Origin of the sequence: Chlamydia buteonis (genome assembly GCF_900634605.1) — a bacterium.
Taxonomy (GTDB): Bacteria; Chlamydiota; Chlamydiia; order Chlamydiales; family Chlamydiaceae; genus Chlamydia; species Chlamydia buteonis.
In genome coordinates, this window is the sequence record NZ_CAAAFM010000001.1 from 523,616 (window position 1) to 549,419 (window position 25,804).

A 25,804-nucleotide genomic window follows, 5' to 3' on the forward strand; every position below is an offset into this window, starting at 1 on the left:
ATAGCGAAGGTAATTTGTGAGCGGAGTTATCAATAAAGATACAATAATAGAAGTGGCTATCGACAACATTCGGGTAAGCCCTTTTCAACCTCGTCGAGTGTTTTCCGAATCTGAACTTCAGGAATTAGTTGCATCGTTAAAATCGGTAGGTTTAATTCATCCTCCTGTGGTTCGTGAAATTCGTAGTGGGGATAGAGTTTTATATTATGAATTAATAGCAGGAGAGCGCCGCTGGAGGGCTTTACAACTTGCTGGATACACTACGATACCTGTTGTTCTCAAGCAAGTAGTTGCAGATGATATAGCTGCAGAAGCTACTCTTATAGAAAATATCCAGCGTGTAAATCTTAGCCCTATGGAAATGGCAGAGGCTTTCAGAAAGCTCATCAATGTTTTTGGATTAACTCAAGATAAGGTGGCTTTAAGAGTAGGGAAAAAACGCTCTACAGTAGCAAATTACCTACGTCTTTTTTCTCTATCTGAGTCTATTCAAAAAAGCCTTTATCTTGGGGAGATAACTTTAGGCCATGCTAAAGTCATTCTTACCCTCGAAGATCCTAATTTGCGAGAAATTCTTGCTGAAAAGATTATCTCACAACGTCTTGCTGTCCGAGAAGCCGAACAAGAAGCAAAGAAGCTGTTGTCTGGAGAAGTGTTAACAACACACGCTTCTAAAGAGCAAGTAAAGGCTCGTGCTACATCTTCACACTATCATGAAATGCAAGAACGTCTTAGTCAATCTTTGGGGTATAAAGTAACAGTCAAATCTCAAGGTTCTCATTATAGTGTGTCACTGCATGTTCAAGATGAAGAACAACTCAAACAGTTAGAAGAATGGCTGTTGAAGAAATCGTAGTTTTATAAAAAGAGCCTCAGGTCTTTTTTATCCATCTTTTAAAGAATACATAGATATGTATGTTTGTTCCCTTCTGTTTGTTCTGGGATAGGTCCTTGAAGGCAGGTTTTTTGTCGTTTAGGACAGCGATTATAGAACACACATCCTGTTGGCGAGGGATTCTCTGATGTATTTTTTTGAAAGGATTTTAGTTTATGCTCAACGCTGCGATTTTCTGGTAAGTCAGGTAGCTGCGAATTAAGCAGCATTTGAGTATAAGGATGTTTAGGGTTTAAGAAAATATCTTCTGTGGCTCCCGATTCAACTATTTTTCCTTTATACATGATGATCACCTCTGAGCAAAAAGATCGTACAACAGCTAAATCATGGGAAATAAACAGGTAGCTCATCTGCAGTTCTTTTTGTAATTTGGAGAGCATATTCAAAATCTGTGCTTGCATGGATAGATCTAAAGCAGAAACTACCTCATCACATATGATAAGCTTAGGAGTTCCTAGCAATGCTCGGGCTATAGATACGCGCTGTTGCTGACCTCCTGAGAGTTGATGCGGATAACGATAAAAATAATCAGCTGATAATCCTACACGTTCTAAAGTTTCTCCAATTACAGAATGGAGTTTCTCTTTTGTAATGATCCGATGATGGATAAGGGCGTGACCTAAGCTGTCAAAAATTGTTTTTCTAGGATTTAAAGAGGCTTTGGGATTTTGGAAAACCATACGCACGTAAGAGCGTAGTTTTTTTAAGTCATGTCTAGAATGGAGCTTAATTGGAGTATTGTCGAAAGATAAATAACCGGATGTTAACGATAGCAACCCAGACAAGGCTAGGGCTAATGTTGTTTTCCCTGATCCCGATTCCCCAATTAGTCCTACAATCTTTCCCGAAGGTATAGAAAAAGAAACATTATCAATGGCTCGCGTTGCTATTGTTTTTTTTCGAAACCAGCTGGTCCGTTTATAGTAATATTTTTTTAGTTGATTAGCTTGTACTAAGGGGTCATTCATATAACCAGCACCTTACTTTATGTCCTTCTGTCACATGCCGAGCTTCTGGAGATTCTACTTTACATTTTCCATAAGCTTTTGAGCATCTAGGGTAGTAGTAGCATCCAGAAGGCAGGGCACTATAGTGGGGAGGCTGCCCAGGAATTGTCATAAATGTTTCACTTTGCAATGAAGGACGAGAAGCGAGTAGATCTTGAGTATAAGGATGGCAAGGATTGTGGAAAATGTCCTTTACTGGAGCACACTCAGCCAGTCTGCCTGCATAAAGAACGAGTACGTTATCTGCAGTTTCGGCAACGACGCCCATATTGTGGGTAATGATAAGCAAGGCCATTCCTAGTTTTTCCTGTAAGCCTTTGAGTAATTGTAAGATCTGGTATTGAACAGAAACATCAAGAGCTGTTGTTGGCTCATCGGCAATTAGAATTTCTGGAGAGGTAAGTAAAGCCATAGCAATGGAAACTCTTTGCAGCATACCCCCTGATAGCTGATGAGGATAGAGCTTTAAACAGAGTTCGGGATTATGAAATCCTGTATCTGTAAGAGCTTGAATAATTTTATTTTTCCCCTCTCTAGCAGGTAGGTGTAAGTGTGTGCGGATAAGCTCTTGGAATTGTTGTTCTATTGTAAAAACAGGGTTTAATGAAGATTGAGGATTTTGAAAAATCATAGAAATCTTTGTTCCAAAGATAGAACGTAAGATACCTCGAGGGGCTTTTAATAAGTCCTTCCCATGGAATAATATTTCCCCCGATGTAGAAAATAGTGGGGAGGGTAATAACTGCATAAGAGCTTGAGCTGTTACCGATTTCCCTGAACCGGATTCTCCAATAATCGCTAACGTCTTCCCTTTATGCAGATCAAAAGACAATGACTCAACAATAGGGTAATGTTCCCGACGTTTATGCAGACTTACCGATAGATCCTTAACTTGTAAGATAGGTGGATGAGTCATAAGTCATTTACAAGATCATTAAAGCTCGTTATTATTACTAAAAAGGTATTCTTATGCAAACCCTTGCTCGTCTGTTCGGACAGTCTCCTTTTGCCCCGTTGCAGGCACATTTAGAAGTTGTAGCATTCTGCGTTCAGCAAATGGTGCCGATCTTTACAGCTTTGCGTGATGGGGATTACAAACAGGTACAAACAATAGCTAAGAGTATTTCTGATAAGGAATATCAAGCAGATTGTATAAAAAATGATATGCGGAATCACCTTCCTGTAGGCTTGTTTATGCCTATATCTCGGGCAGGGTTACTGGAAATTATTTCTATACAAGATAGCATAGCTGATGTTTCTGAGGATGTCGCTATTTTGCTTACTGTTAGAAAGCTACATTTTTATCCGGAGTTTGAGAAGATCTTTTTTCAGTTCTTACATAAAAGTGTCGAAACTTTTGACCTTACTATGACGGTCATACAAGAATTCAATAAATTACTAGAAAGTTCTTTCGGAGGACGTAAAGCTGATAAGGCACGTTTCCTAGTAAGTCGCGTGGCGAAAGCAGAACACGAGTGTGATGTCATTCAACGAGAGATCATGCAAATATTCTTTTCCGATGAATTTACCATTTCTGAAAAAGAGTTTTACTTATGGCTGCAGGTAATTAAGCGTGTAGCGGGCATATCCGATAGTGCGGAGAAGCTTGCTCATCGAGTTAACATGACGCTGGAAGAAAAGTAATATTTCATGCTTGCCTTACTGATTTTTGTTCTTTTATGCGGTTTCTACACCTCTTGGAATATAGGAGCTAACGACGTTGCCAATGCTGTTGGCCCAAGTGTAGGATCCGGAGTATTAACACTACGACAAGCTGTAGTCATTGCCGCTATTTTTGAATTTTTAGGAGCATTATTCCTAGGAGATCGTGTAGCAGGAACCATAGAAAGTCATATTGTTTCTGTTTCAGATCCTTTAATAGCTTCTGGGGATTACGTTTATGGTATGACAGGAGCCTTGTTAGCTACGGGAGTTTGGCTCCAATTAGCCTCTTATTTTGGATGGCCTGTCTCTACAACCCATTCTATAGTTGGAGCGGTGATAGGTTTTGGTCTTGTTCTTGGTAAAGGAACAGTGATTTACTGGGGATCTATAGGGGCAATTTTAATTAGCTGGGTAATCTCTCCGTTAATGGGAGGATGCATCGCGTATATGATCTTCTCTTTTATACGTAGGAATATTCTTTATAAGAATGACCCTGTAGGAGCGATGATTCGCATAGCCCCTTTTCTTGCTGCTTTTGTCATAGTCGTTTTAGGGATTATTATTGTTTGCGGAGGGGTAGTCACCCGGTTGATTCCTTTATCTTGGGCTTTGGTATTAGTGTTCTTAGTCGGGAGTATGGCTTATGCAATTATGTTTAAATATGTGCATACGCCACATTGTTCTTTTATTTCTGCTTCGCCTAAATCAGGGAGTTTACTTTGTCGTTTAAAAACATGCGGGGGAAACTATGGTAGAAAGTATCTTATCGTAGAAAGAATCTTTGCTTACTTACAAATTATTATCGCATGTTTTATGGCTTTTGCTCACGGATCTAACGACGTTGCTAATGCCATAGCTCCGGTTGCTGGAGTTTTACGACAGGTATATCCTCAAGTATATTCTTCCTATACGTTGATAGGTCTTATGGCGTTTGGTGGTGTGGGATTGATTATAGGGTTATCTATTTGGGGATGGCGAGTAATTGAAACTGTAGGATGTAAGATTACAGAACTCACACCTTCAAGAGGTTTTTCTGTGGGTTTAAGTTCTGCTGTTACTATTGCTTTCGCTTCAGCTATAGGTTTACCCATATCGACAACACATGTGGTTGTCGGAGCTGTCTTAGGTATAGGCTTAGCTCGGGGTATCCACGCCATTAATTTAAATATTATTAAAGATATTATCATGTCATGGTTTATCACTCTTCCAGCAGGAGCGATTCTCTCTATTCTATTTTTCTTTGCTTTAAGAGCGCTCTTCCAGTAAAAATAGGGAAATCATCTTAGATAGTTTCTTAAGGTATATGGATAGATTGACAGTCAGGGAACTCTCCCCAGAAGAAAAAAAGGTTTTAGTCCGTGTAGATTTTAATGTTCCTATAAAAGATGGGAAGATTCTTGATGATATCCGCATTCGTAGTGCGATGCCGACAATTAATTATCTATTGCAAAAGCGCGCTGCTGTAATTTTAATGAGTCATCTGGGTCGCCCTCAAGGAAATGGTTTCGAAGAAAAATATTCTCTCCAGCCTGTTGTTGAAGTTTTAGAAGGTTACCTAGGCCATCACGTGCCGTTAGCCCCCGATTGTGTAGGAGAAGTTGCCCGTCAGGCAGTAGCACAAATCTCTCCGGGACGAGTGTTGTTATTAGAGAATCTTCGTTTTCATCCAGGGGAAGAACATCCTGAAGAATATCCTGCTTTTGCTGCAGAACTTTCTTCCTATGGGGATTTTTATGTGAATGATGCTTTTGGAACTTCACACAGAAAACATGCCTCTGTGTACACGGTTCCCCAAGCTTTCCCAGGGCGATCTGCGGCGGGTCTTCTTATGGAAAAAGAACTCGAGTTTTTAGGACAGCACCTGTTAATTTCTCCTAAGCGTCCCTTTACTGCGATTCTGGGTGGTTCTAAAGTATCTTCAAAAATCGGCGTTATAGAAGCCCTACTCTCTAAAGTGGATAACCTACTTTTAGCAGGCGGAATGTGTTTTACTTTTTTAAAAGCATTAGGAAGATCTGTAGGGAATTCCTTGGTTGAAGAATCTGGCATAGAACTTGCACGTCGTGTTCTGAAAATTGCAGAGCAGCGTAATGTGCGTATCGTTCTTCCTATAGATGTGAAGGTTGCCAAAGCCTGTGCTCCCGCAGTTCCTTGGAGTGAAGTCTCTATAGATCAAGGGATCCCTAAAGATCTTGAAGGTCTGGATATAGGAACAAAAACTATTCAAGAATTTTGTAAAATAATCGATGCCTCATCAACCGTATTTTGGAACGGCCCTGTTGGTGTTTATGAAGTTCCTCCTTTTGATCAGGGGTCCATGGCTATTGCTAATTGTTTAGCACGACATCCTTCTGCAATTACAGTAGTGGGGGGTGGGGATGCTGCTGCTGTTGTTGCTTTGGCCGGATGCGCAGCACAAGTCTCACACGTATCTACAGGTGGTGGTGCGTCTTTAGAATTCCTAGAGAAAGGTTTTTTACCAGGAACCGAAGTTCTGTCTCCATCACAAGATTAAACTTTTTCAAGCTCTTGTTTTCAAGACGCTTCAATAAGGTTTCTCTTTAATAGCATAAAGCTGAATCCAGCTTTATGCTTAAATCTTCATCAGTTATTTCTAGATGAATGTTTCTGTTACTATTTGTAAAAATGAGATTCTTTACCAAAATAGCTTTTTATTTTCCCTCATATAATTAGAATATTATTTCCTTTTATCATTAAAGTGAAACTATTCCCTAACTCATTGATTAGTAAGGGTTAGGCGATTCTCAAGCTCAACTTAAATCTCCGACCTATCTTGCATTGATAAAAGTCTTAAGACGCACATTTACAAAGTTTTAGTGCGTATTCTCTAATTAATTCTTAATTCTATTTATTATTAATTAATTGTATTGATTTTTGTTTATGCTTTAATAAAAGCATGCATATTAATTAAATTTAATTTTAAAATTATAATTATTAAATAGTGGAACTATTATGGAGAAAAGCTATGGGAATTAATCCAAGTGGTCACAGTCGTAATAATAATGATCTATGGATTTCCGGAGCTCATAATCAGCACGAGGATGTTCAAAATGCTGGTAAAAGTCCATCCGGAGTAGTAGGATCCCATGACATTTCTACCCAAAATAATACCAATGAAAGCTCTAGCTTCTTATCAAGAATCACATCTGCTGTAAGGAATTTCTTCTCCAGTATATTAGGTAGTTCTTCCTCAAAAGCAAATTCCCGAGAATCTATTCCTACACCATCCGTAACTAGTAGTCACCAATCTTCTGAAGCTTCTTACGCCTCATCCATGGATATAAGTGGCTGGGAACCTGATACAATGAGTGTCTCATCTTTTGGCAGTGTTGGGTCTAGTGAAAAGAGCTATAGTTCTTTGGATAGCGCAAGATCAACAGAGGGTGCTGCTAGAAGATTACAAAAGAAAGGTTATACTCCAGGACTTAAAGTAGATACTCCAAAGGTACCAGATCAAGCTTCAGGGCCAAAGCGTCCAAATACCCCACCACCACCACCGCCAACTTCTTCATCTGTAAGAACATCGCTGAGAGGTGTTAATCCGGCGTCCTCAGTCACTAAATCAAGCACATCTCAAACTGCTTCAGGAAGTAGTACTACACGGTCTCTCAAACGTAAAGCTCCTCAACCTCCAGCAGTAGGACCAACAAAACCGAAATTACAACGTCAGGATAGTACGTCTTCTATTTCTAGCTCAGGCTCTAATGACTCAGGAGCAAGTAGTAGCTCGGTAGAAATTTCTTCTGAAATAGCAGATAAATTAAAAGCTGAGCTAGAAGCACACCATGCGACAAAACAAGAACAATTGGCAAAGTTATCTAGCCAGATTAGGGAACGCTGGACAAATCACGAACAACACGAGCCGATAGCGTATAAACTTGCGTGTTTACAGACAGTAGCATCTAGGTTGGGCCAGACTCGCCTAGAGGCGCAACAGGAAATGAGTGTTTTGCGACCTGGAATTAATGAATTCCCCCTAAAGACTGCTATTTCGTTATCTCGATCTATATGGGACCTGGGAGAGAAAGAACAAAGACAAGATGGAGAATCAGTACTTCTTCCGGTATTGGTGCGTATGGGTTTAGAAGGGCCTAAGTTAGGTCCCAAAGAGGATTTTGTTAATTATATTGATCAGCTTATAGATGAATACGGAGATCCCGAAGAAAGTTATGACTGGCAAGCCCCTTTGCAATCTCTAGCTCGTGATTTAAATTTTCTAAGAGAGACTAGCCCTAACGGTATGATAAGGTTTTGGTCTTCGTTTGCTGGTAAGGGAGAAGTCACTATGAGAACGATAGCGAATGGATTTGCCTTTGCTAATGTTGGGAAATACGATCCTAATTCAGTTCAAGTAGAGAGGCGTTGGAATACAGGAGCTCTAGATTTAATGAAATTTTTAAGCTCAGAAGCTTATGTAAGAACAACTTCGATCTTAGCTTGTGATGCTTGTAGTTTGCCAGAGGATTAAGTAAGGATTAGCTATGGGAGCACCAATTTCAGGCGGTGGGGGCGTAGAACCTCCTTGGAAAGACCTATTTACAGATAAGGAATTTTCAGTAGAAGGTGAGGGGGATGATCTTGATTTAAAAGAGCGTATCTCCGACCGTGTAGGTTCTATATTAGACGAACAGGATCCCCAACACGGTATCCCCGAAGCTAATGCTTCCGAAGGGATGAATAGTGACTTGCAAGGCAGGGTACATTCAGAGACTCAAGAGGGATTGTTTAGAAGTATACTATCTAGAATTCGTCAAGCAGTTCACAGGCTATGGTATACTAGATTAGGAACACCTCGTTTTTCAAAAGGTAAGTCTTTTTCTAAAAGTTACGTGGCACTATTTAATGAAACAGAGTTGCCGGAAGAAGCTATCAAGGAAGCTAAAGCTGCCCCAGAAACTACAGCGGGATGTTGCGCGTCCATAAGACAATTTTTCTTAAAAACTTTTGAGAAAATGTGCTTCAGTATCTGCAGAAAAAAAGCAGAGTCTTCTATTGATTTCTGTGGTATGGATCCTGAAGGGCCTGAAGTAACTGTGGCGTTGGCCTTGATGTTGCGTATGGCTTGTAAATGGTCTGCAGAAAAAGAAATCTCCTGTAAATTAGGAAATAAAGAATATAATTCCTCAACAGCATTGGGAACAGCTCCTATGGCAAGCGCTGTAGAAGCTGGAGTGATAGTGTCGTCTTTTTACGATATTATGAATGGAGGGCAGGTGCTAGATCCTTTAGCTACAGTTCGAGGAATCACAAAACTATCTACTCTACCCTACAATGAAAAAGTAAGGTGCAAAGAGGCTATAGAAACATTAGCGCAAGCTGATTCTGATTACACACTTGTTTTAGATTTAGCCTCTCGTCTCGATGCACTCGCAAGTAAGGGATATGAAGAAACAGTTATAGTCAGACAAATTCTTTCTTCTTTGCGTTACACTCATACAACGTTAATGGCCGAATATCTCAACTTATGGACGAGTGATACCGAACAAATGAATCTTGGAATTCCTATCATCAATTATGATGTGGTAGGAGATATTGTTGAAGCTAATCTACCTTCTTTCGCAGAGGATTACCTAAGTAATCCTAGAGAATATGAGCAAAAACTTAACGATATGATACGCAACTTTTTCTTTTCCTATCAAACAAAGTAAGGGAAGATAAATAGATCATATTGGAATTCATACTAGAAAATCTTGAGGCAAGATACATAGACTAACAGCTCTAGGGGCTCTATTTTCCTCGAATAAAAATAATGCAATAATATTTCCTCTAGAGAATAAGCAAGAAAAACGTTAGGGCTTTGTTCTCCTATGATGTTAGATTCTCGATTTTCTACAGACTATTATTTGCGTGTTGTCGAACTAGCTATTCGTGATGAGTCTCGGACTCTTGTTTATAATAAAAAACAACATCTTTTAGAAACCTGGCCTATAAACACCGCTCTTTGTCCGGATCAGGACGCTGTGAAAGAGACAATCCAAAAAGTTATTCAAGAGCTTTTTTCCCGTTCATTAATTTCTTACGCTCTGTCAGGAAGACTTCTTTCTATTATCGATATGCGCCTACGTCAGGAACTGCCTTACACACGTATTCTCTATAAGATATTTCGTAAAGATACTTTCGAAAGAAAGAAGAGCGTCGTCAAAAAGCTCCTGATGTTAAAGAATATCATTGTCTTAGAACGCCAACGCCCTTTAAATAAAGTTTCCAATGTAGCAAGTTCCGTATTTGCAAACGAGAAAACGAATTTTTCTTCCTGGGAAGATTTTACCCACGATGTAGAAATCCATTCCGAGAGCGATGATGTGAGCTTGTCTGTAAAAGAGATCATGACTGCAGAGTCTTCTTCTCAAGTGATTATGGAGGCTTTAATGACATTTTTAGAAAGCCAGGCAACTTATCTTCCCTTAAGCTTAGAACTGCTAGATCAATTCGTTGCTGAGAAAGCTGCTCCCTTGAAGACTTTGTCAGAAAGAAGCTTCAAATTATTGTCAGAGCTAAAGAATCTCTACGCAATAAGTAGAGAAGATTTCCAAGCAGTCATCGGGGGTGTTATAACAAACTCTCTTTCTGATATGTTGACTAACTCATTGGTAGGTTCTCTATTATTCACTCCGCAGGGGAAAGCTATGGTGAATACCTGGCAAGAGGTTGCAGAATTTTCCCCGAAGGAAGCAAACGCTGCTCAAGGATTTCTTGCAGAAATTCTTCGGCGTATCGTATCAGAAGATCTAAAAACTGCTGCTGCAATTGTCAATGAAGCGACTCCAGAACAAATCGGGAGAATGTATAGCATTCGCGATTGTAGTCCCGGACTATGGTTGAAAATGATGCAGATGCTTCTTATGCGCTGGCTTTTAGATTTCGATGAAAAGGTCTATTCTTTATTGAAAAAAAGTATTAACTATTACACGCCAGAACCGACGTTTTGGCAGCAAATCTCGTGCATATTTAAAAAATTCTAATATTTTCTATGCTGTTGTAGGGATTGTTCTCTACTTTGCAGATGAGAGTGCTCTAGTTATTTTTTTTACAGTTTTTTCAGAGGAAAATAACGCACAACAATGTATACTTTTCTCCATGGTTCCTTTTCGTCTACATCATTTATACACATTACTCAATGAGCTGTATACCACACCTATTGGTGAGGTTAATCGTGTAGCTCTATATTTTAAACAACACCATTCTTTAGGCTCTAAAGATCGTCAGTGGATCAGTGCGCGTGTGTTCGCTATTCTTCGTCATCGGCGGCTGTTAGAAGCTCTGATTCAACGAGATAATCAGGAGATAACTCCAGAAACTTTAGTTGCTAAAGTAGAAGAAGGAGCTTTAGATGATATTGAGAAGTATCATGATCTTCCCTGGCCGGTAAAGTATTCTGTGTCTGATGATCTTGCTGCATGTTTGACAGAAGATTACGGCCAAGAACGTGCTAAGGAACTCTCGGAGATTTTTCTTAAGGAAGCCCCCTGTACTATTCGTGTGAACACACGAAGAACCTCAGTAGAAGATCTACAAAAGTGTTTAGAATATCCTAGCGAGCCGGGATCCGTACCCGGTTCATTGCGTTTTGCTAAGCGTTATCCGTTGCAGCATAGCGCAGCATTTCATCGTGGTTTATTTGAAATCCAAGATGAATCTTCACAGAAAATTACCCTAGATATTCCGATAAGCAAAAAGGATCGTATTTTAGATTTTTGTGCCGGAGCTGGTGGGAAAAGTCTTATTTTTGCTGAGAGGGCGCATCATATTGTTTTACATGATAGCCGAAAGGATATTTTGGAAGAGGCAAAACAGCGTTTACGTAGAGCAGGAGTTAGAAATTTCTCTATAGGCCAACAACATCTCAGAAAAAATAGCTTTTCTATTGTAGTTGTTGATGCTCCTTGTACAGGAACAGGGGTATACCGTCGTCATCCGGAAAAGAAAAGCCAGTTTTCTAGGAAACTACTCACTACATTCTCATATGTGCAAAGAAAGATCCTTAGAGACGCTGTACGTTACGTCAAACCAGGAGGCAAGCTTGTCTACATTACCTGTTCTCTATTGTCCGAAGAAAATGAAAAGCAAGTCGCTTTTATGAATTCTTTGGGGTGGGAAGAAGCACATCATATGCGCACCACTCTTTCGCCAGACAGCGGAGACGGCTTTTTTTCGGCTCACTTTGTTCGTAAGCGCAGCCAAGTTTCTGTATAGGGTTGCGAGCTTATCCCATGTTCATGGTGAGTGCCATAACCCTATGTTTGATAATGACTAGCAATAAGTTATGACATTCTCCTGATGCCTCTGGAAATTTATCAAATTGCAACAAAATATGCAGAAGATTTAACGGATCATTCCAAATTTCAGGTCGCTTTAATGCAAGGATTACCTGTTTTAGAAAGTAGACATGTTGTTCTTCTCTCACTACTTTTGGATCTTTCCAAAAATGCCAAGAAGATGACTCTCGAGCCTCGTTTCTAGAAATACATAACATAGTAGATACTGGAACTCTGGAGTTGTCCTCCCCAGCTCCGACTATAGGCAGAAAGATAGAAGCAAGTAAGCCAACAACGGAGTATTTATACATGGTATTCCTTGTTATTATAATAATATACCTGAGTAGTTTATGCAAAAATCAGGTTTTCCATAAGCTAAAAGAAAGAGTTGCATTATAGATAATATCGAGAGGATTTGCGCCGGTGTACTCGAGTTTTTCTGTAGTAAAGCAGAACGAGTGTTAGAACAATATACGTCCTATATGAAGTAATTATACGCTTAGTATACAAACGAATTTTTTGTGCGACAGAGGGGTAGATGGTATCAGAGGCATATAAAGGTTCAGCACGGACCCTTTCCCCAGAAATATTGCGAAATACCCAATGCCCTAGAAGATCTCCTTTATGAATAGGGAGTTTTGTTGCATGAGGAACAAAAGAGATTGTTTTAGGTTCTTCACCTTCAGAAGCATAGAAATCATAATAGACCCCCTGAGGTAGAGGAATAGAGACTTTCCCTAAGATACCGAGACGTAGGGTATATTTTTCTATAGGAGGAATGAGGTACCTTCGTAGCGGTTGTTCATTGAAAACACCTTCGCATAAAGCGATAACATCTTCATAAAGTTCGCTCATAGCAGAGTAACCAGCAGCTATGGTGATAATCGATCGACCATGTTTTTTTGCCGCAAAGATGAGGTTTTTCCCTGCATCTTTTGTTGTTCCTGTTTTTCCCCCCAAAGCCGGAGGGTAGTAATAAGTAGATCCTGGAAGAATCAGCTTATTTGTAAGATTTAGAATTCTCTCTTGGCTGAGATTAGTAGGAGCCATTTTGTAATTGGTAGTTCGAATAACCTGACGGAATAATGGTTCTTTTAATCCCTCACGCATAATACGTGTTAAATCACCTGCTGTTGTGTAGTGATCGGGGTGATGCAGGCCATGAGGATTATTAAAATGGGTACGGTCGCAACCAATTTCGCTCAAGAAATTATTGAGTTGCTTCATAAACTCTACAACAGATCCTGAGCAAGCCATAGCCAGAGCATTAGCAGCATCATTGGCTGAGCAAATCAATAACGCATGGAATAGATCCCAGCCGGATACCTCTTCTTTATTTTGTAGTTGTATTGTTACACCATCAGTCTCTAGCCAATGCGGAGGACTGCGGTATCCTGATTGTTTTTTCGCTTGAGGAGTGATCGAAGCAATGGCGTCAGGCTTTACCATAATAAAGCGATTTAAAACATCTGGGTGTTTTTTCAGGATAAATAAAGCGGTCGCGATCTTGGTCATGCTCGCAGGATAGATTCTTTTATCTATATCCTTAGCATAAAGTACTTTACCTGTTTCTGTATGAACAACCGCTACTGCATTTCCTCGTGTTTCAGGAAATACTATTTGTCCGTACAAAGGATGTGTAAATAATCCTGACAGTAAAGGAATCAATGCAAATCTAAAAAAAACTCTTATCATCTTAGGTGGTTTGATAGCTTGTTACTTAGATAGAAATCTTCAAGCAAGCCCGAGAAAGCTCTTGACGCCTCTTAAAATAAAGAATTACCATAAATGAGAGGGAAAACGTTATGAGTTTGGATTTTTTAGAGGATTTTTACCGTCGTTCTATTCATAACAAAGGAACGGCGTTTCCTGAGGGCTTTATGGATATAGCCGATGTCCTGTCTCATTCTGCGTCTGAACTTAAAATGGACTCTATTAGAGAGCTTCCTATTAGTAATTTCATCATTGCAGAATCCGCAGATAAACTCACTTTATTTAATGCAGATTTTGCTGTTTGGTTAGTCCCAGAGCTAGTTCAAGGAGAACCAGTCACTCGAGGGTATATTGCTTTATACCATTCTAAAGGAGACTATACTCCAGAAATGGCATTTCAGGCTTCCGGAGAGTATAACCAATCCACTTTGATTCTTGAAGCACTTCAGATATATCTGCAGGATATACAAGATACTGAAAGTATGTTACGCTCTTTCCGTTTTAATCAAGATTGACTAATTATTGTGGATTTTTAGATGTACAATATTAGCATCCCCATGTCTTTCATACTGAAATTCATCCACCGAGTTTTTTGCTAAGAAAATTCCTAACCCACCGAGTTTTCGTTGATCTAAAGGTAATTGATCTTGAATATCAATAGTTGCAGTTAGAGGATTAAAAGAAGGGCCGTGATCTTTAATTGTGACATGTAAGGCGTCTTTATCCCCATGGCAACAGATGACTATAGATCCTGGAGTTGGGGCTTCTTGGTATGCATAAGAGATGATATTAACAAGCAGTTCTTCACAAGCTAACTCTAATTTTAAAAGCTTTTCTTTTGGGAATGTTTTTAGTTGTTCTGTCCCTTTAACGAAGTCTAGCATATTGTGAAGTTCACTAAGGAGTGCCGGAAAGACTGCTTCTCCATCAGAAGAGGTCATAATATACCTGTTGAACTATAGTCTCGGCTAAATGAGTGTACAGCACACGCCAGGCGCTCTTAACAGCCTCATTATGCATTTCAAATTGACCTAAGGCAAACTGATGAGCATTCACTACGCCTAAATCAGGTTCAAAATCAAAAGAGACTGATTTTTTTGCTATACAGTCATCGACTATGACTTGTCCCGAATGTCTGTCAATAAGTTGTACTTTCGCAGACAAGGATAAGCGCCCCTCACTAGAAACAATAAAATGTCTTGGGGTTTCATCATCAATTTTATTTGGGGCATACGTAAAACCTGTATTCTCGTCAACGTCATTCAAGAGTTGCACTTTAAGCAAATAGCGAGCGCAACTTTCTCCATTGCGTACAGGGAGAGAGCGCTTCCCTAGTTCATACATGAGAGCTGATGTCAATTGCCCTAGAGAGTCCTTATCGATAGGAGAAAGATAAATACCTTCAGAGAGTATAGAACGTCCTAAATCTGATAAAGCACCTGAAGAACGTAGAATAGAATACCCGGAGCAAGAAGATAGTCCTAAACTGGACCAACAAGAAAACAGAAAAAAAAGTAAAATACGCATAGAAAACATCTTAAAACTAAGAAGAATGCTTTGTTATTCTATTTAGTCGTTTATGACACTTAGCTACTAAAGATGACTCAGGATAGTTTTCTATAGCGGTAGTATAATAGATACTTGCTGCATGAGGCTTCTTCTTTTTCTCATAAAATCTTCCTGTAGAGTATAGTCCTAAAGCATAACGCTCACACATAGATCGTACATTCGCGGAAACAATGCTATTTAAAGGATGGTTGGGGTGCTGTTTGCCCATAGCTTCTTCATTAATCTTTGCAAGGTTTAAATATTGCACGTTATGAGGTTCTTTTTGTGCCTGCATAAGATAAATTTCTGAAAGACGCACAAAAGATTTTGGAGATAGAGGATGAGCAGAGAATTGTAATGTTAGCTTCTTAAATGTCTTAATCGCTTCGGGAAGATCTTTTTTAGTAACAAGAAGGTCCCCTTTAAGATACAACGCCTGAGCTCCTAAATCTTTATTAGGGAAAGCCGTGAGGATCTCGTCATAAATACGTATAGCATCTGCGTCGGCATTCGCAAGTTTAGGAAACCCTTCTAAAAGGAATATGCGTTTACGTTTTCCTTGAGCAAAGCTCTTTGCTATAGAATATTTCATTAAAAATAATTCTTCAGAGTAATTAGCGTCAGGAAGTTGTAAATACGCGGAAAAAGCTTTTTCAGCTAAGTCTGGCTGATCATTTTTAAAGTAACAAACTCCCGTTAAGTATAAAGCTTCAGAGTATAAAGGATCTTGTGGGAAGTGGTGTGTAATCATGCCAAAGCAAAGAAAGGCTTTGCGATAACGTTGTTGTTCTAAATAGTGCTTTCCTTCGGAAAGATATTCTTGAGGAGAATACTTAGGTGTAAACTTTTGAGGAGATAATTTGCCAGAAAAAGGCTCAAAAGAAATCGGTCTGGCATAGCAGCCAGAAGATAAAAGTAGTAAAAAAACAACAAACTGTAAAACAGATTTCATAAATCCGGCATGAAGCTACGATAACAAAACGTCATCATAGAAAAGAAAAAGAGAATTTGTCAAATCCGTTGTTTTTGTTTTATTTACAAAATATATTTTTTTTGTTTGATAAAACATTTTTTTATTTAGTAAAATAAATAAAAAGGTTTTTTATGAAAAAGTTAGTTTTGTACTTTGGTACTTTTGTTGCATCTCTTTTTTGTGGAGTTTTTTTATGGGATAATGTGCCTTGTGCTCATAAAGCCATGCAAGTAACCGCAAATTATAGCGTTGATGTTTTTGAAAAGAGCTGCCGGTTTGTTCGCAAGGTGTCTGGATTTGAGAGATTACGGGTTTTTGAGAGAAAATTTTCTCCAGAGCAAGTATTAACTTTCTTTCCTGAACATCAAGAGGGGAATGCTACTGTGGAGTTGACTTTTGTCCCTCATACACTGATGCATGTGCGTTTCTCTCGAGAAGATATTGTTAAGAAAACTATGGTGAGCCAGGAAGGAGCTATCCTTTGGAGTTTAGCGAATGGTGAAATGGTCCTCAATACCGGGACATGGAATTGTTCTAAAGGATTTAGAGAGTGCTTGATGCTAAAAGCTGGCAAGCAAGACGTAAATGTTATGCAAGCTTTGGCAAATCTGGGGGGAGCGGCGTCTAAAGAATCTTTAACTCACGCTTTGTCTATGAAAAATATCCGCGCAGATAAAGTAATCCGAGCCTGTCAAAAAAAGAAATTGATTTTCTCTACGGGGAGTCAAATAGGTAGTCATTTCCAACAACTTCAACCAATTAAAGGTTGTACAACAACGATCCAGTCGTCTCCAGTATGGCTAAGAAGACCTCGAGGGTCCTCTATTGTATCTCCACAGTTTTCAGAAGATCGTATAAGTAACCTTGCTGAAATGATTTTCGGGGATAACTTCCTAATATTAGATAAGGTGGTTGTTTACGTGCCTGTGTATAAGGTGTCACTGGTTGCTACAGATAATAGTGTCCGTATAGAGTATATTAATGCAGTCACGGGTAAGCCATTTCAGGATATTTAAACAGCAATGAATCGAACAGGAAGTTGGGAATTTTCCAAATCTTTTTGAAGACCGCTAGTATCTTCAGAGACAAAATAATCAGCGTCCGGAGAGATAGAGGCTACACGTTCATTGTTTTTGGTAAAAACTAGAGAGAGTGTGCGAGATCCAGGATATTTGCGAATTATTTGTTTTAACGCACATAAATGGCTGTGGCGTAGTTGCTCAAGATCTAAAGATAGCTTAACTATGGGAGCCTGAGACCTGTGATCAGTAGACTTTGACATGGTTGATGTTTTCCCCCGATTCGAGTCTTTATTAGTTTCTAAATTTAAATACGACATTTTTTGCATTTGACTTTTGATTTTATCAAACATATCGTCGCATTCTTGAATGAGATCTTCATTAATAAGAGACAGGTCTCTCATCCATCGGCAAGACAAGCGTAAAGATTCGCTACGTTTATCAATAGATAAAATAGCGTAAATTAAACGATCTTCTTCTAGAAGTTCTTGCTGCTCAGCATACATTTCTGGCCATATCGGCAGTTCATAAGAATCTACGCCATCGTTAACACGTAATAAAGCAAATTTTCTTTGACCTTTTGAGGAAATCCGTGTCGTTACCTTATCAATAATAAATATTGTCCGAATTACTGCTCCATGAGGAAGATTTTCAAATTCTCCAGGACTTATCACCGAAAGCCGAGGTAAAATATCTTTAACAGCATCCATCGGGTGCTCAGTAAGGTAGATCCCTAAAAGTTCTTTTTCTTTTTTAAGTATTTCTTTTTTTGATCTACGGACAACACTAGTAGCAGGAGTTAAGGCGATAGGATGTTTTTGATGCATAGTATTTAAAGAAAAGAAAGTCATTACACCAGTAGCGGCCTCTTTCTTTTCTTTAGATATACTATCGTATAGGGCTTCTAAAGTTGCTTGAGCAACGTCTCTATCTGGTTCAAAAACATCAAAACATCCTGCATCGATTAAGTTTTCTGTGTGTTTTTTAGTAACTTTTTTTAAATCAGAGCGTTGAATAAAATTTCGAATACTTTGATAAGGACCGTGTTTCTCTCTCTCTTCTATAATACTTTCTACAAGGCCTTTCCCTATACCTCGGATGGCCCCCATAGCAAAACGAATGCCCTTATCTGTAGCAACAAAATCTGTTCCTGATTCATTGATATCAGGAGGAAGGATACAGATATCCATGCTATGCGCTTCATGGATCAGTTTCCCTACCTTTTCAATATCGTCAGAATCACTGGTAAGAAGAGCTGCCAACCACTCTTTAGGATAGTTCGCTTTGAGATACGCAGTTGTATAGGTGATTAACCCATAAGCAGCCGCATGAGATTTATTAAATCCATAAGAAGCAAACTTTTCCATTTTATCAAAAATAGTTGTTGCTAGCTCAGCATCAATACCATTTTTGCATGCTCGTTCACAAAATCTTGTTCGCTCTTTAAGCATTTGATCGATGTCTTTTTTACCCATAGCACGACGTAAGACGTCACCTTCTCCCAAGGAATAGCTTGCTAAGGAGCCTGCAATTTGCATAACTTGCTCTTGATAAACCATAATCCCATAGGTTTCTTTGAGAATGCCCTCCATCAGGGGGTGGTCGTATTCTATGATCTCTTTCCCGTGCTTTCGATTGATGAATGAGGGAATCATGTCCATAGGACCTGGACGATACAAAGCGCCTATCGCTATGATTTCTTCAAAAGAATCAGGACGGAGATTTTTTGCTAATTCCTGCATTCCTTTTGATTCCATTTGGAATATACCCATAGTCTTCCCTTGATGCAAAAGAGCAAATGTCGTTTTGTCATCCAGGGGTAGAGATGCCATTTCTAATAACTTTCCAGTTTTCTTTTCGATTGCGCGAATGGCTATGTGAATACTAGTTAAGGTTTTTAATCCTAAGAAGTCTACTTTAAGCATGCCTACATTTTCCACCGGCTTCATGGAAAATTGTGTGGTGATCATGGTAGAGTCTTTAGAAATACAAATGGGGATGTGATTCGTTAGGCGATCTCCACAAATGATCACTCCAGCCGCATGAACTCCTGTATTGCGGATAGATCCTTCTAGACGCATTGCCATGTCGATAACTTGAGCTGTTTCAGCATCATTAGTATACAATTCGTTTAGGTGAGGGTCTGTTTCTAAGGCTTTTGCTAATGTAGTATTCAGCTCTGGAATATGCTTGGCAATGTGATTAACCTTAGAAAGGGCAACATCTAAAGTTCTACCCACATCTTTTACAGCCATTTTGGCTTTCATAGTTCCAAAAGTAATAATCTGTGCAACATTATCTTTCCCATGACGTTCTATTGCATAGTTAATAACGCGTTCACGTCCCGCCATGCAGATATCGATATCGATATCAGGGTAGGATAACCTTTCTGGGTTAATGAATCTCTCAAAAAATAAGTCAAAACGAATAGGTTCTATTTCTGTGATTCCCAACAGGAATAACATAACGGAACCTGCTCCAGACCCACGACCGGGCCCTACAGGAATACCGTTATCTTTTGCCCAATGGATAATATCCCAAACAATCAGCAGGTAGTCACACATTCCTTTAGGAATGATGATAGACATTTCCATTTCCAAGCGTTCTTTGACTAATTCTAAGGGATCGCGATCGGGGAACTTTTTCGAGATATGAGCAAGCTTCTCTGGAGTGTATTTTGTAGACAAGCCTTTTTCACAGAGTTCTCGAAGAAAAGCTGAAGAAGCTGCGTAACGTTCTTCTTCAGTATAGTTTTGCTTATCTTTTAGAAACTCAGGAACATAAATAGGGTAGTGTTTGCTTGAAAGATTTAAATTTAGGTTGCATTTATCAGCAACTTCTAAGGTGTTAGTAATCGTTTCAGGATGATCGGCAAATAACATTGCCATTTCTTCAGGGGATTTAAAATAATATTCCCTACTACGGAAAGTTTTTCTCTTAGGGTTGGGGATATATGTATTCTGCTTTGCTATCCTTATGGTTTCTCCTAGTTGGACATTGAGGAGAATCTCATGAGCTAACCAGTCGTCAGCGTGAATATAGTGAATATCGTTTGTAGCTACCGATCGAATTCCTAAACGTTTACTTGCATCTAATACAGCCTGATTTACCTTTGTTTGGGAATCAATAAACTGATAATACTCATGTTTCAACCATTCTTCACCCAGAGAAGCTATTTTTTCCTCAGACATTTTATGCAGTTGGATTTCACTGTAAAAATCTTCCCCGAATAAATTTTGATACCAGCGGAGATCTTTTTCTAGAGCCTCTTCTGATTCTAATGCGGCTTGTGCTACAGAACCAGAAAGGCACGCGGATAAACAAATTAACCCCTCAGCATGTTGGCTAAGAAGATCCCTGTCTATTCTAGGAAAATAATAAAACCCTTCAGTAAAAGCTAAGGAAGATAATAGACAAAGATTACGATAGCCTCGTTCGTTTTTACATAACAGAATGAGGTGATTGGCAACACGGCTTTTTTTCTCTTTCTTTTTATCAAAACGTGATGAGGGAGCGACGTAGACTTCACAGCCAATAATTGGCTTAATATCGTTTTGTTGGCACTCTTTGTAAAACTCAATCGCTCCGTAGAGATTCCCATGATCTGTTAACGCTAAGGAAGGAATTTGATACTCTTTTGCTTTTGCTACAAAGCTCTTAATAGAGCTTGTAGCATCTAGAATGGAGTATTGAGAATGACAATGAAGAGGTATCCAAGTCACAAGTAGCCTTCGTGTCAACCCGCATTATTTTCTAGTTTGCAAACTTCTCTCTGAGGCATTCCATGTAGGAAGGAATAAAACCAAAGCAATTAAAGCACAGCCTAGAAGGGCAATAAAGAAACCTCTCCAGCCCCAATCTTGAGCTATTTTCCCTAACGGATAACCTGCAAACGCGGCTCCGAAATAAGCAAACCATCCTGCAAAGCCGCTAGCAGTACCTGCAGCTTTTTTATGTGACAGTTCAGCAGCTGCTAACCCTATCATCATTTGAGGACCAAACAAGAAAAAGCCAATAACAAAAAGGAAGGAGCCATCTAACCACCACATATCTTGATTACGGCTGTACCACATACCTAAAATTGAGAAGAGCAATCCTAAAGAAAACACAACATTCATAGGACCGCGTTTGCCTTTGGAAATTTTATCAGATAACCACCCAGCAATTAACATGCCAAAAAGTCCGCCAATCTCGAATAGAGAAACACAGAAATTTGCTTTAACAGCTACGTAACGCTTTGTTTCGATCAAGAATAAAGCGCTCCAATCATTTACGGCCATGCGGACAACATAAATGAAAAATGAAGCAAAGGACAATAACCAGATCCATTTGTTTTTCAGAACATAAGTAAAGAGGATTTCTCTAGTAGAAAGCTCTTTTTCTGCTTCTTCTTCTAAAATATCTGCAGTGGTTTCTTCGTGTTTTTGAGATTCCTGTTTTTTTCGGAATTTTTCAATAGAGGGAAGACCTAGGGATTGTGGCGTGTCACGAAGGCGATTAATTAAAACTAATCCCATGAGAATACATAGTACACCGGGGATAAACATAGCTCCGCGCCAACCACAGCAATCAATAGCAAATCCCGTAAGAATAGGAATTAACGCTCCACCAATATTGTGAGAAGTGCTCCATACACTCCACCAAGTTCCTCTTTCAGATTTTGAATACCAGTGAGTTAATAAACGGGCACATGGAGGCCAGCCCCAACCTTGAAACCAACCGTTAAGCCCCCACCATAATGCAAATAACAGGATCGAGGAAGACATCCCGAAGAAGATATTAGTGAATCCTGTAACAATTAAACCCAGCGCCATAAAATAACGAGGATTGGACTGGTCAGATATAACGCCGCTAACAAATTTGCTAACACCGTAACTGATGTATAAAGTACTTCCGATGATCCCGAGTTGCGCTTTATCAAAGCCAAGATCCGTCATTAGTGTTGGCATGGCAAAGGTAAAACTCTTCCTTGTGAAATAATAGAAGACATACCCTATAAACATGCTATAGAAGATGCGGATTCTCCAATACTTGTATTGTTTTTTGACTAATTCTGGATTATCAAGTTCTTTAATGTGCTTGGGGGGCTGAAAGAATTTGGTCCAAATGTTCATCGTAAGATCTCATATTTAAATATTTAATATAATTTCAGTAGAATAGAGAAGACCTGAGGTTAGCATATGAGCAATGAAAAAAACAAGAATGTAATAACATCTTGTAGTTCCTGTAAACATTGATTAATTGTAGTTTTCAGTTACTTATTTTAGTATAGATTGATGTAATAATACTGAAGTTTGCTTTCGCGGATTTCATCTTCATTTTTGGAAGATGGCGTCTTAGCTCCAAGAGTCTTGTTATGAAGAGAATGAGTGTGGTATTTATTAGTTTATTTCTAGCCCCTATTGGAGCTGGAGACAATAAAGAAGCGCGTTCTTATGAGACAAAAATTTGGAAAAAAATATTACAAACATATGTTGGCGAATGTGAGTTTCCTCGTCAAGAGGTCTTAGAGCCTCTATTCGGTGAATCTTTTGACTCTCACATAGGAAGGGTTTAATTTTGCTCTTTATCCGAATTTTGGATATTCTACTCTTAAAGTTGTTCAATTAAATTAAAGACATACGGTGAAAGTAGCTTTGCCCAAAGGGGTGTTCGATATATTCCCTTACATTACGGATGCGAAACATATGTGGAGACACACTTCTCTATGGCATCGGGTCGAGGATGTGATTCATGACGTATGTGGTTTATATGGGTTTTCAGAAATCCGTACGCCTGTTTTTGAAAAGTCGGAAGTATTTTTGCATGTCGGAGAACAGAGTGACATTGTAAAAAAAGAAATGTATACCTTTCTGGATAAGAAAGGGCGGTCATTGACACTGCGTCCTGAAGGAACCGCCCCCATAGTGCGCTCGTTCATAGATAATCCTATGAATCAACGTGATGATAATAAGTTTTATTATATTCTGCCTATGTTCCGTTATGAAAGGCAACAGTCAGGAAGGTATCGTCAGCATCATCAATTTGGGGTAGAAGCTATAGGGGTACGCCATCCTCTTCGCGATGCTGAAATTCTTGCTTTACTTTGGCATTTTTATTCTGCTGTGGGTTTGCAACACATGCAAGTGCAATTGAACTTTTTAGGTGGGGAGGTTACACGCAAACACTACGATAAGATTTTGCGAGAATACTTCCATGATCATTTAAGTTCTTTATCCTCGCTAAGTAAAGAACGGTTTAATACAAATCTACTGAGGATATTGGATTCCAAAGAGCCAGAAGACCAAGAGATTATCAAATCCGCGCCACCTATTCTTGACTATATTTCTGATGATGATCGCAAATATTTTGATGAAATTCTTTCTGCTTTGGGTTCTTTAAACATTTCGTATGATATTAACCCAAGGCTTGTGCGTGGTTTAGATTACTATACTGATGTAGTTTTTGAAGCTATCACGACATTTGGAGGTTATTCCTATGCTTTGGGAGGAGGAGGGCGCTACGACGGCCTGATTGCTTCTTCTGGAGGACCATCGACTCCTGCTTGTGGTTTTGGAGTTGGTTTAGAGAGGGTGATTCAGACTTTATTAGCTCAAGGGAATCTAACACCGCTATCCTCTCACAAATTGCGTTTGATCCCGGTTGAGTCGCAAGCCGACTCTTTTTGTTTTGTTTGGGCACAGCATTTACGTAGCTTAGGAATCCCTACAGAAGTGGATTGGACGCATAAGAAATTAAAAACTGCTTTAAAAATAGCAGATGCGGAGAAAGCCACTTTTGTTTGTCCCGTGGGAGAAAGAGAGTTGGTTTCAGAGCAATTGACAGTTAAAAATATGTCTTTGCACAAAGAGTTCTCTGGTTCAAAGCAAGAGGTAGAGCAAAGGTTGCTATATGAAATACAGAACACATCGTTGTAATGAATTATCCCTAAGCAATGTAGGAGAACGTGTCCGTGTGTCTGGATGGGTGCATCGTTATCGTAATCACGGGGGAGTCGTTTTTATAGACTTGCGAGATCGTTTTGGAATCACACAGATAGTGTGTCGTGAAGACGAAAAACCGGAATTACACCAGTTAGTTGATTCTGTACGTTCAGAGTGGGTTTTATCCATAGAGGGAACGGTGTGCCGACGTTTAGAAGGCATGGAAAATGCGAATTTAGCCACAGGGGAGATTGAGGTAGATATTGAAAAAGTAGATGTCTTATCGAAAGCCAAAAAACTCCCTTTTTCTATATCAGATGATCATATTCACGTTAATGAAGAGTTGCGTCTAGAGTATCGTTATCTAGATATGCGTAGGGGTCAAATTTTAGATCGATTAGTCTATCGTCATAAAGTGATGATGGCTTGTCGTCAGTATATGGATAAACAGGGTTTTACCGAGGTAGTTACTCCAATTTTAGGTAAATCTACTCCCGAAGGAGCTCGGGATTATCTTGTCCCTTCTAGGATATATCCCGGAAGTTTTTATGCTTTGCCTCAGTCGCCTCAACTATTTAAACAAATTCTTATGGTTGGGGGGCTCGATCGGTATTTCCAAATAGCTACTTGTTTTAGAGATGAAGATCTTCGAGCCGACCGTCAGCCTGAATTTGCTCAGATTGATATTGAAATGAGTTTCGCTACTCCCAATGATCTTTTCCCTATAATTGAACAGTTAGTGGTAGAGATGTTTGCTGTTCAAGGAATTAAAATAGACCTTCCATTGCCGAGAATGACATATCAAGAAGCTAAAAATTTATATGGTACTGATAAACCAGATCTTAGATTTGGTTTGCAGCTTCATGATTGTCGGGAACATGCAAAAGAGTTTTCATTCTCCATATTTTTAGATCAGCTTGCTCAAGGAGGCACAATAAAGGGTTTTTGTGTGCCCGGCGGAGCGGATATTTCTCGTAAGCAGCTTGATGTTTACACAGAATTTGTTAAGCGTTACGGTGCTATGGGACTGGTTTGGATCAAAAAACAAGAGAGTGGCGTCGCTTCTAATGTAGCGAAATTTGCTTCTGAAGCAGTATTTCAAGCAATGTTTGCTGATTTTGGGGCTGAAGATAATGATATCCTACTTTTGATAGCAGCTCCAGAAGATGTGGCCAATCAATCTTTGGATCATTTACGTAGATTGATAGCTAAAGAGCGCAACTTGTACAATGAAGCGCAATACAACTTTGTTTGGATTACAGATTTTCCTTTATTTGCTAAAGAAGATGGGAAAATATGCTCAGAGCATCACCCATTCACCTCACCTTTAGATGAGGATATTCCTTTGTTGGATAAAGATCCTTTATCGGTACGATCTTCCAGTTATGACTTAGTTCTTAACGGATATGAAATCGCTTCAGGGTCACAACGTATTCATAACGCGGATTTACAAAATAAAATATTTTCTATTTTAGAGTTATCTCCAGAGAGTATAAAAGAAAAATTCGGCTTCTTTATAGATGCCCTAAGTTTTGGAACGCCTCCACATTTAGGAATTGCTTTAGGTTTAGATCGTATTATGATGATATTGACGGGGGCGGAAGGTATTAGAGAAGTAATAGCTTTCCCAAAAACTCAGAAAGCTGCGGATTTAATGATGGATGCTCCTGCGGAAATTATGACTTCCCAATTAAAAGAGCTAAATATTAAGGTAACTTCTTAAATAATTTTATACCTATTTTAGGTGCATGGCGCCATACCATGTGAGCGTCTAGGCTACAACCA

General features: G+C 39.2%; 22 protein-coding genes. 13 read left to right on the forward strand and 9 right to left on the reverse strand.

Translation table 11 applies throughout. The features are described 5' to 3' along the window. Positions 1 to 16: 16 nt before the first annotated feature. Positions 17 to 856: a ParB/RepB/Spo0J family partition protein gene (locus E1N70_RS02290; RefSeq protein WP_131743947.1), complete on the forward strand. Its 840-nt coding sequence runs from the start codon at positions 17 to 19 to the stop codon at positions 854 to 856. 38 nt (positions 857 to 894) lie between these two features. On the opposite strand, the gene E1N70_RS02295 is transcribed toward E1N70_RS02290, so the two are convergent. Together E1N70_RS02295 and E1N70_RS02300 are read right to left on the reverse strand one after the other, a co-directional pair. Next, positions 895 to 1,863 (reverse strand): oligopeptide/dipeptide ABC transporter ATP-binding protein, encoded by a 969-nt coding sequence (locus E1N70_RS02295; RefSeq protein WP_131743948.1) that lies wholly within the window; start codon positions 1,861 to 1,863, stop codon positions 895 to 897. Beyond that, positions 1,856 to 2,818 (reverse strand): ABC transporter ATP-binding protein, encoded by a 963-nt coding sequence (locus tag E1N70_RS02300; RefSeq protein WP_131743949.1) that lies wholly within the window; start codon positions 2,816 to 2,818, stop codon positions 1,856 to 1,858. The genes E1N70_RS02295 and E1N70_RS02300 overlap by 8 nt, the downstream gene beginning before the upstream one ends. 53 nt (positions 2,819 to 2,871) lie before the next feature. On the opposite strand from E1N70_RS02300, the gene E1N70_RS02305 reads away from it, so the two are divergent. The 7 genes from E1N70_RS02305 to E1N70_RS02335 all read left to right on the forward strand — a co-directional run bounded on the left by E1N70_RS02305 (position 2,872) and on the right by E1N70_RS02335 (position 11,781). Beyond that, complete coding sequence (locus tag E1N70_RS02305) at positions 2,872 to 3,546, forward strand: TIGR00153 family protein (protein WP_131743950.1); 675 nt, start codon at positions 2,872 to 2,874, stop codon at positions 3,544 to 3,546. 6 nt (positions 3,547 to 3,552) lie between these two features. Continuing rightward, the gene (locus E1N70_RS02310) at positions 3,553 to 4,833 is read left to right on the forward strand and encodes an inorganic phosphate transporter (protein WP_131743951.1); all 1,281 of its coding nucleotides are present in this window, start codon (positions 3,553 to 3,555) and stop codon (positions 4,831 to 4,833) included. 37 nt (positions 4,834 to 4,870) lie between these two features. Beyond that, positions 4,871 to 6,082, forward strand: a complete 1,212-nt coding sequence (locus tag E1N70_RS02315) for a phosphoglycerate kinase (RefSeq protein WP_131743952.1) — start codon at positions 4,871 to 4,873, stop codon at positions 6,080 to 6,082. Between the two features lie 471 nt (positions 6,083 to 6,553). Beyond that, a complete protein-coding gene (gene semD, locus E1N70_RS02320) occupies positions 6,554 to 8,056 on the forward strand; it encodes a SemD/SinC family type III secretion system effector (protein ID WP_131743953.1) in 1,503 nt (500 codons plus the stop codon). 13 nt (positions 8,057 to 8,069) lie between these two features. Continuing rightward, positions 8,070 to 9,236, forward strand: a complete 1,167-nt coding sequence (locus E1N70_RS02325) for a TmeB family type III secretion system effector (RefSeq protein ID WP_131743954.1) — start codon at positions 8,070 to 8,072, stop codon at positions 9,234 to 9,236. Positions 9,237 to 9,395: 159 nt separating this feature from the next. Then, complete coding sequence (locus E1N70_RS02330; RefSeq protein ID WP_131743955.1) at positions 9,396 to 10,550, forward strand: hypothetical protein; 1,155 nt, start codon at positions 9,396 to 9,398, stop codon at positions 10,548 to 10,550. 115 nt (positions 10,551 to 10,665) lie between these two features. Further along, positions 10,666 to 11,781, forward strand: coding sequence for an RsmB/NOP family class I SAM-dependent RNA methyltransferase (locus tag E1N70_RS02335; protein WP_131743956.1), 1,116 nt, complete (start codon positions 10,666 to 10,668; stop codon positions 11,779 to 11,781). 10 nt (positions 11,782 to 11,791) lie between these two features. Here E1N70_RS02335 and E1N70_RS02340 read toward each other — a convergent pair whose 3' ends face one another. After that, positions 11,792 to 12,154 carry a hypothetical protein gene (locus E1N70_RS02340; RefSeq protein ID WP_131743957.1) on the reverse strand — a complete coding sequence of 121 codons (363 nt, stop codon included), beginning with the start codon at positions 12,152 to 12,154 and terminating at the stop codon, positions 11,792 to 11,794. Between the two features lie 82 nt (positions 12,155 to 12,236). Continuing rightward, entirely contained in the window at positions 12,237 to 13,538 is a 1,302-nt protein-coding gene (locus tag E1N70_RS02345; RefSeq protein WP_131743958.1) for a D-alanyl-D-alanine carboxypeptidase family protein, read from the reverse strand. 110 nt (positions 13,539 to 13,648) lie between these two features. Between E1N70_RS02345 and E1N70_RS02350 the strand changes: the two genes are divergently transcribed. Further along, positions 13,649 to 14,071, forward strand: coding sequence for a hypothetical protein (locus E1N70_RS02350; protein ID WP_131743959.1), 423 nt, complete (start codon positions 13,649 to 13,651; stop codon positions 14,069 to 14,071). Here E1N70_RS02350 and E1N70_RS02355 read toward each other — a convergent pair whose 3' ends face one another. The 3 genes from E1N70_RS02355 to E1N70_RS02365 are packed head-to-tail and all read right to left on the reverse strand — an operon-like array spanning position 14,072 to position 16,056. Then, positions 14,072 to 14,497, reverse strand: coding sequence for an ATP-binding protein (locus E1N70_RS02355; protein WP_131743960.1), 426 nt, complete (start codon positions 14,495 to 14,497; stop codon positions 14,072 to 14,074). Beyond that, positions 14,484 to 15,083, reverse strand: a complete 600-nt coding sequence (locus E1N70_RS02360; RefSeq protein WP_131743961.1) for a globin family protein — start codon at positions 15,081 to 15,083, stop codon at positions 14,484 to 14,486. The genes E1N70_RS02355 and E1N70_RS02360 overlap by 14 nt, the downstream gene beginning before the upstream one ends. 16 nt (positions 15,084 to 15,099) lie before the next feature. Beyond that, positions 15,100 to 16,056 carry a tetratricopeptide repeat protein gene (locus E1N70_RS02365; protein WP_131743962.1) on the reverse strand — a complete coding sequence of 319 codons (957 nt, stop codon included), beginning with the start codon at positions 16,054 to 16,056 and terminating at the stop codon, positions 15,100 to 15,102. Between the two features lie 152 nt (positions 16,057 to 16,208). On the opposite strand from E1N70_RS02365, the gene E1N70_RS02370 reads away from it, so the two are divergent. After that, positions 16,209 to 17,093, forward strand: a complete 885-nt coding sequence (locus tag E1N70_RS02370) for a hypothetical protein (protein ID WP_131743963.1) — start codon at positions 16,209 to 16,211, stop codon at positions 17,091 to 17,093. Here E1N70_RS02370 and dnaE read toward each other — a convergent pair. Beyond that, a complete protein-coding gene (gene dnaE / locus E1N70_RS02375) occupies positions 17,090 to 20,818 on the reverse strand; it encodes a DNA polymerase III subunit alpha (protein ID WP_131743964.1) in 3,729 nt (1,242 codons plus the stop codon). The genes E1N70_RS02370 and dnaE overlap by 4 nt on opposite strands. A 24-nt stretch (positions 20,819 to 20,842) precedes the next feature. Continuing rightward, positions 20,843 to 22,210, reverse strand: coding sequence for an MFS transporter (gene pgtP / locus E1N70_RS02380; RefSeq protein ID WP_131743965.1), 1,368 nt, complete (start codon positions 22,208 to 22,210; stop codon positions 20,843 to 20,845). Positions 22,211 to 22,452: 242 nt separating this feature from the next. Here pgtP and E1N70_RS02385 point away from each other — a divergent pair, with 242 nt between their 5' ends. From E1N70_RS02385 to aspS, 3 genes are all read left to right on the forward strand, one after another. Continuing rightward, entirely contained in the window at positions 22,453 to 22,653 is a 201-nt protein-coding gene (locus E1N70_RS02385; RefSeq protein WP_131743966.1) for a hypothetical protein, read from the forward strand. A 67-nt stretch (positions 22,654 to 22,720) separates the two neighbouring features. Beyond that, positions 22,721 to 24,013, forward strand: coding sequence for a histidine--tRNA ligase (hisS, locus tag E1N70_RS02390; protein WP_131743967.1), 1,293 nt, complete (start codon positions 22,721 to 22,723; stop codon positions 24,011 to 24,013). Continuing rightward, on the forward strand, positions 23,988 to 25,742 hold the full coding sequence (gene aspS / locus E1N70_RS02395; protein ID WP_131743968.1) for an aspartate--tRNA ligase: 1,755 nt from the start codon (positions 23,988 to 23,990) through the stop codon (positions 25,740 to 25,742). The genes hisS and aspS overlap by 26 nt, the downstream gene beginning before the upstream one ends. Positions 25,743 to 25,804: the final 62 nt, after the last annotated feature.

Bases quoted from the DNA above. Each gene is read 5' to 3' on its own strand.
- E1N70_RS02295 (WP_131743948.1), bottom strand. From the start codon at position 1,863: ATGAATGACCCCTTAGTACAAGCTAATCAACTAAAAAAATATTACTAT.
- E1N70_RS02300 (WP_131743949.1), bottom strand. From the start codon at position 2,818: ATGACTCATCCACCTATCTTACAAGTTAAGGATCTATCGGTAAGTCTG.
- E1N70_RS02305 (WP_131743950.1), top strand. From the start codon at position 2,872: ATGCAAACCCTTGCTCGTCTGTTCGGACAGTCTCCTTTTGCCCCGTTG.
- E1N70_RS02310 (WP_131743951.1), top strand. From the start codon at position 3,553: ATGCTTGCCTTACTGATTTTTGTTCTTTTATGCGGTTTCTACACCTCT.
- E1N70_RS02315 (WP_131743952.1), top strand. From the start codon at position 4,871: ATGGATAGATTGACAGTCAGGGAACTCTCCCCAGAAGAAAAAAAGGTT.
- semD (WP_131743953.1), top strand. From the start codon at position 6,554: ATGGGAATTAATCCAAGTGGTCACAGTCGTAATAATAATGATCTATGG.
- E1N70_RS02325 (WP_131743954.1), top strand. From the start codon at position 8,070: ATGGGAGCACCAATTTCAGGCGGTGGGGGCGTAGAACCTCCTTGGAAA.
- E1N70_RS02330 (WP_131743955.1), top strand. From the start codon at position 9,396: ATGATGTTAGATTCTCGATTTTCTACAGACTATTATTTGCGTGTTGTC.
- E1N70_RS02335 (WP_131743956.1), top strand. From the start codon at position 10,666: ATGGTTCCTTTTCGTCTACATCATTTATACACATTACTCAATGAGCTG.
- E1N70_RS02340 (WP_131743957.1), bottom strand. From the start codon at position 12,154: ATGTATAAATACTCCGTTGTTGGCTTACTTGCTTCTATCTTTCTGCCT.
- E1N70_RS02345 (WP_131743958.1), bottom strand. From the start codon at position 13,538: ATGATAAGAGTTTTTTTTAGATTTGCATTGATTCCTTTACTGTCAGGA.
- E1N70_RS02350 (WP_131743959.1), top strand. From the start codon at position 13,649: ATGAGTTTGGATTTTTTAGAGGATTTTTACCGTCGTTCTATTCATAAC.
- E1N70_RS02355 (WP_131743960.1), bottom strand. From the start codon at position 14,497: ATGACCTCTTCTGATGGAGAAGCAGTCTTTCCGGCACTCCTTAGTGAA.
- E1N70_RS02360 (WP_131743961.1), bottom strand. From the start codon at position 15,083: ATGCGTATTTTACTTTTTTTTCTGTTTTCTTGTTGGTCCAGTTTAGGA.
- E1N70_RS02365 (WP_131743962.1), bottom strand. From the start codon at position 16,056: ATGAAATCTGTTTTACAGTTTGTTGTTTTTTTACTACTTTTATCTTCT.
- E1N70_RS02370 (WP_131743963.1), top strand. From the start codon at position 16,209: ATGAAAAAGTTAGTTTTGTACTTTGGTACTTTTGTTGCATCTCTTTTT.
- pgtP (WP_131743965.1), bottom strand. From the start codon at position 22,210: ATGAACATTTGGACCAAATTCTTTCAGCCCCCCAAGCACATTAAAGAA.
- E1N70_RS02385 (WP_131743966.1), top strand. From the start codon at position 22,453: ATGAAGAGAATGAGTGTGGTATTTATTAGTTTATTTCTAGCCCCTATT.
- aspS (WP_131743968.1), top strand. From the start codon at position 23,988: ATGAAATACAGAACACATCGTTGTAATGAATTATCCCTAAGCAATGTA.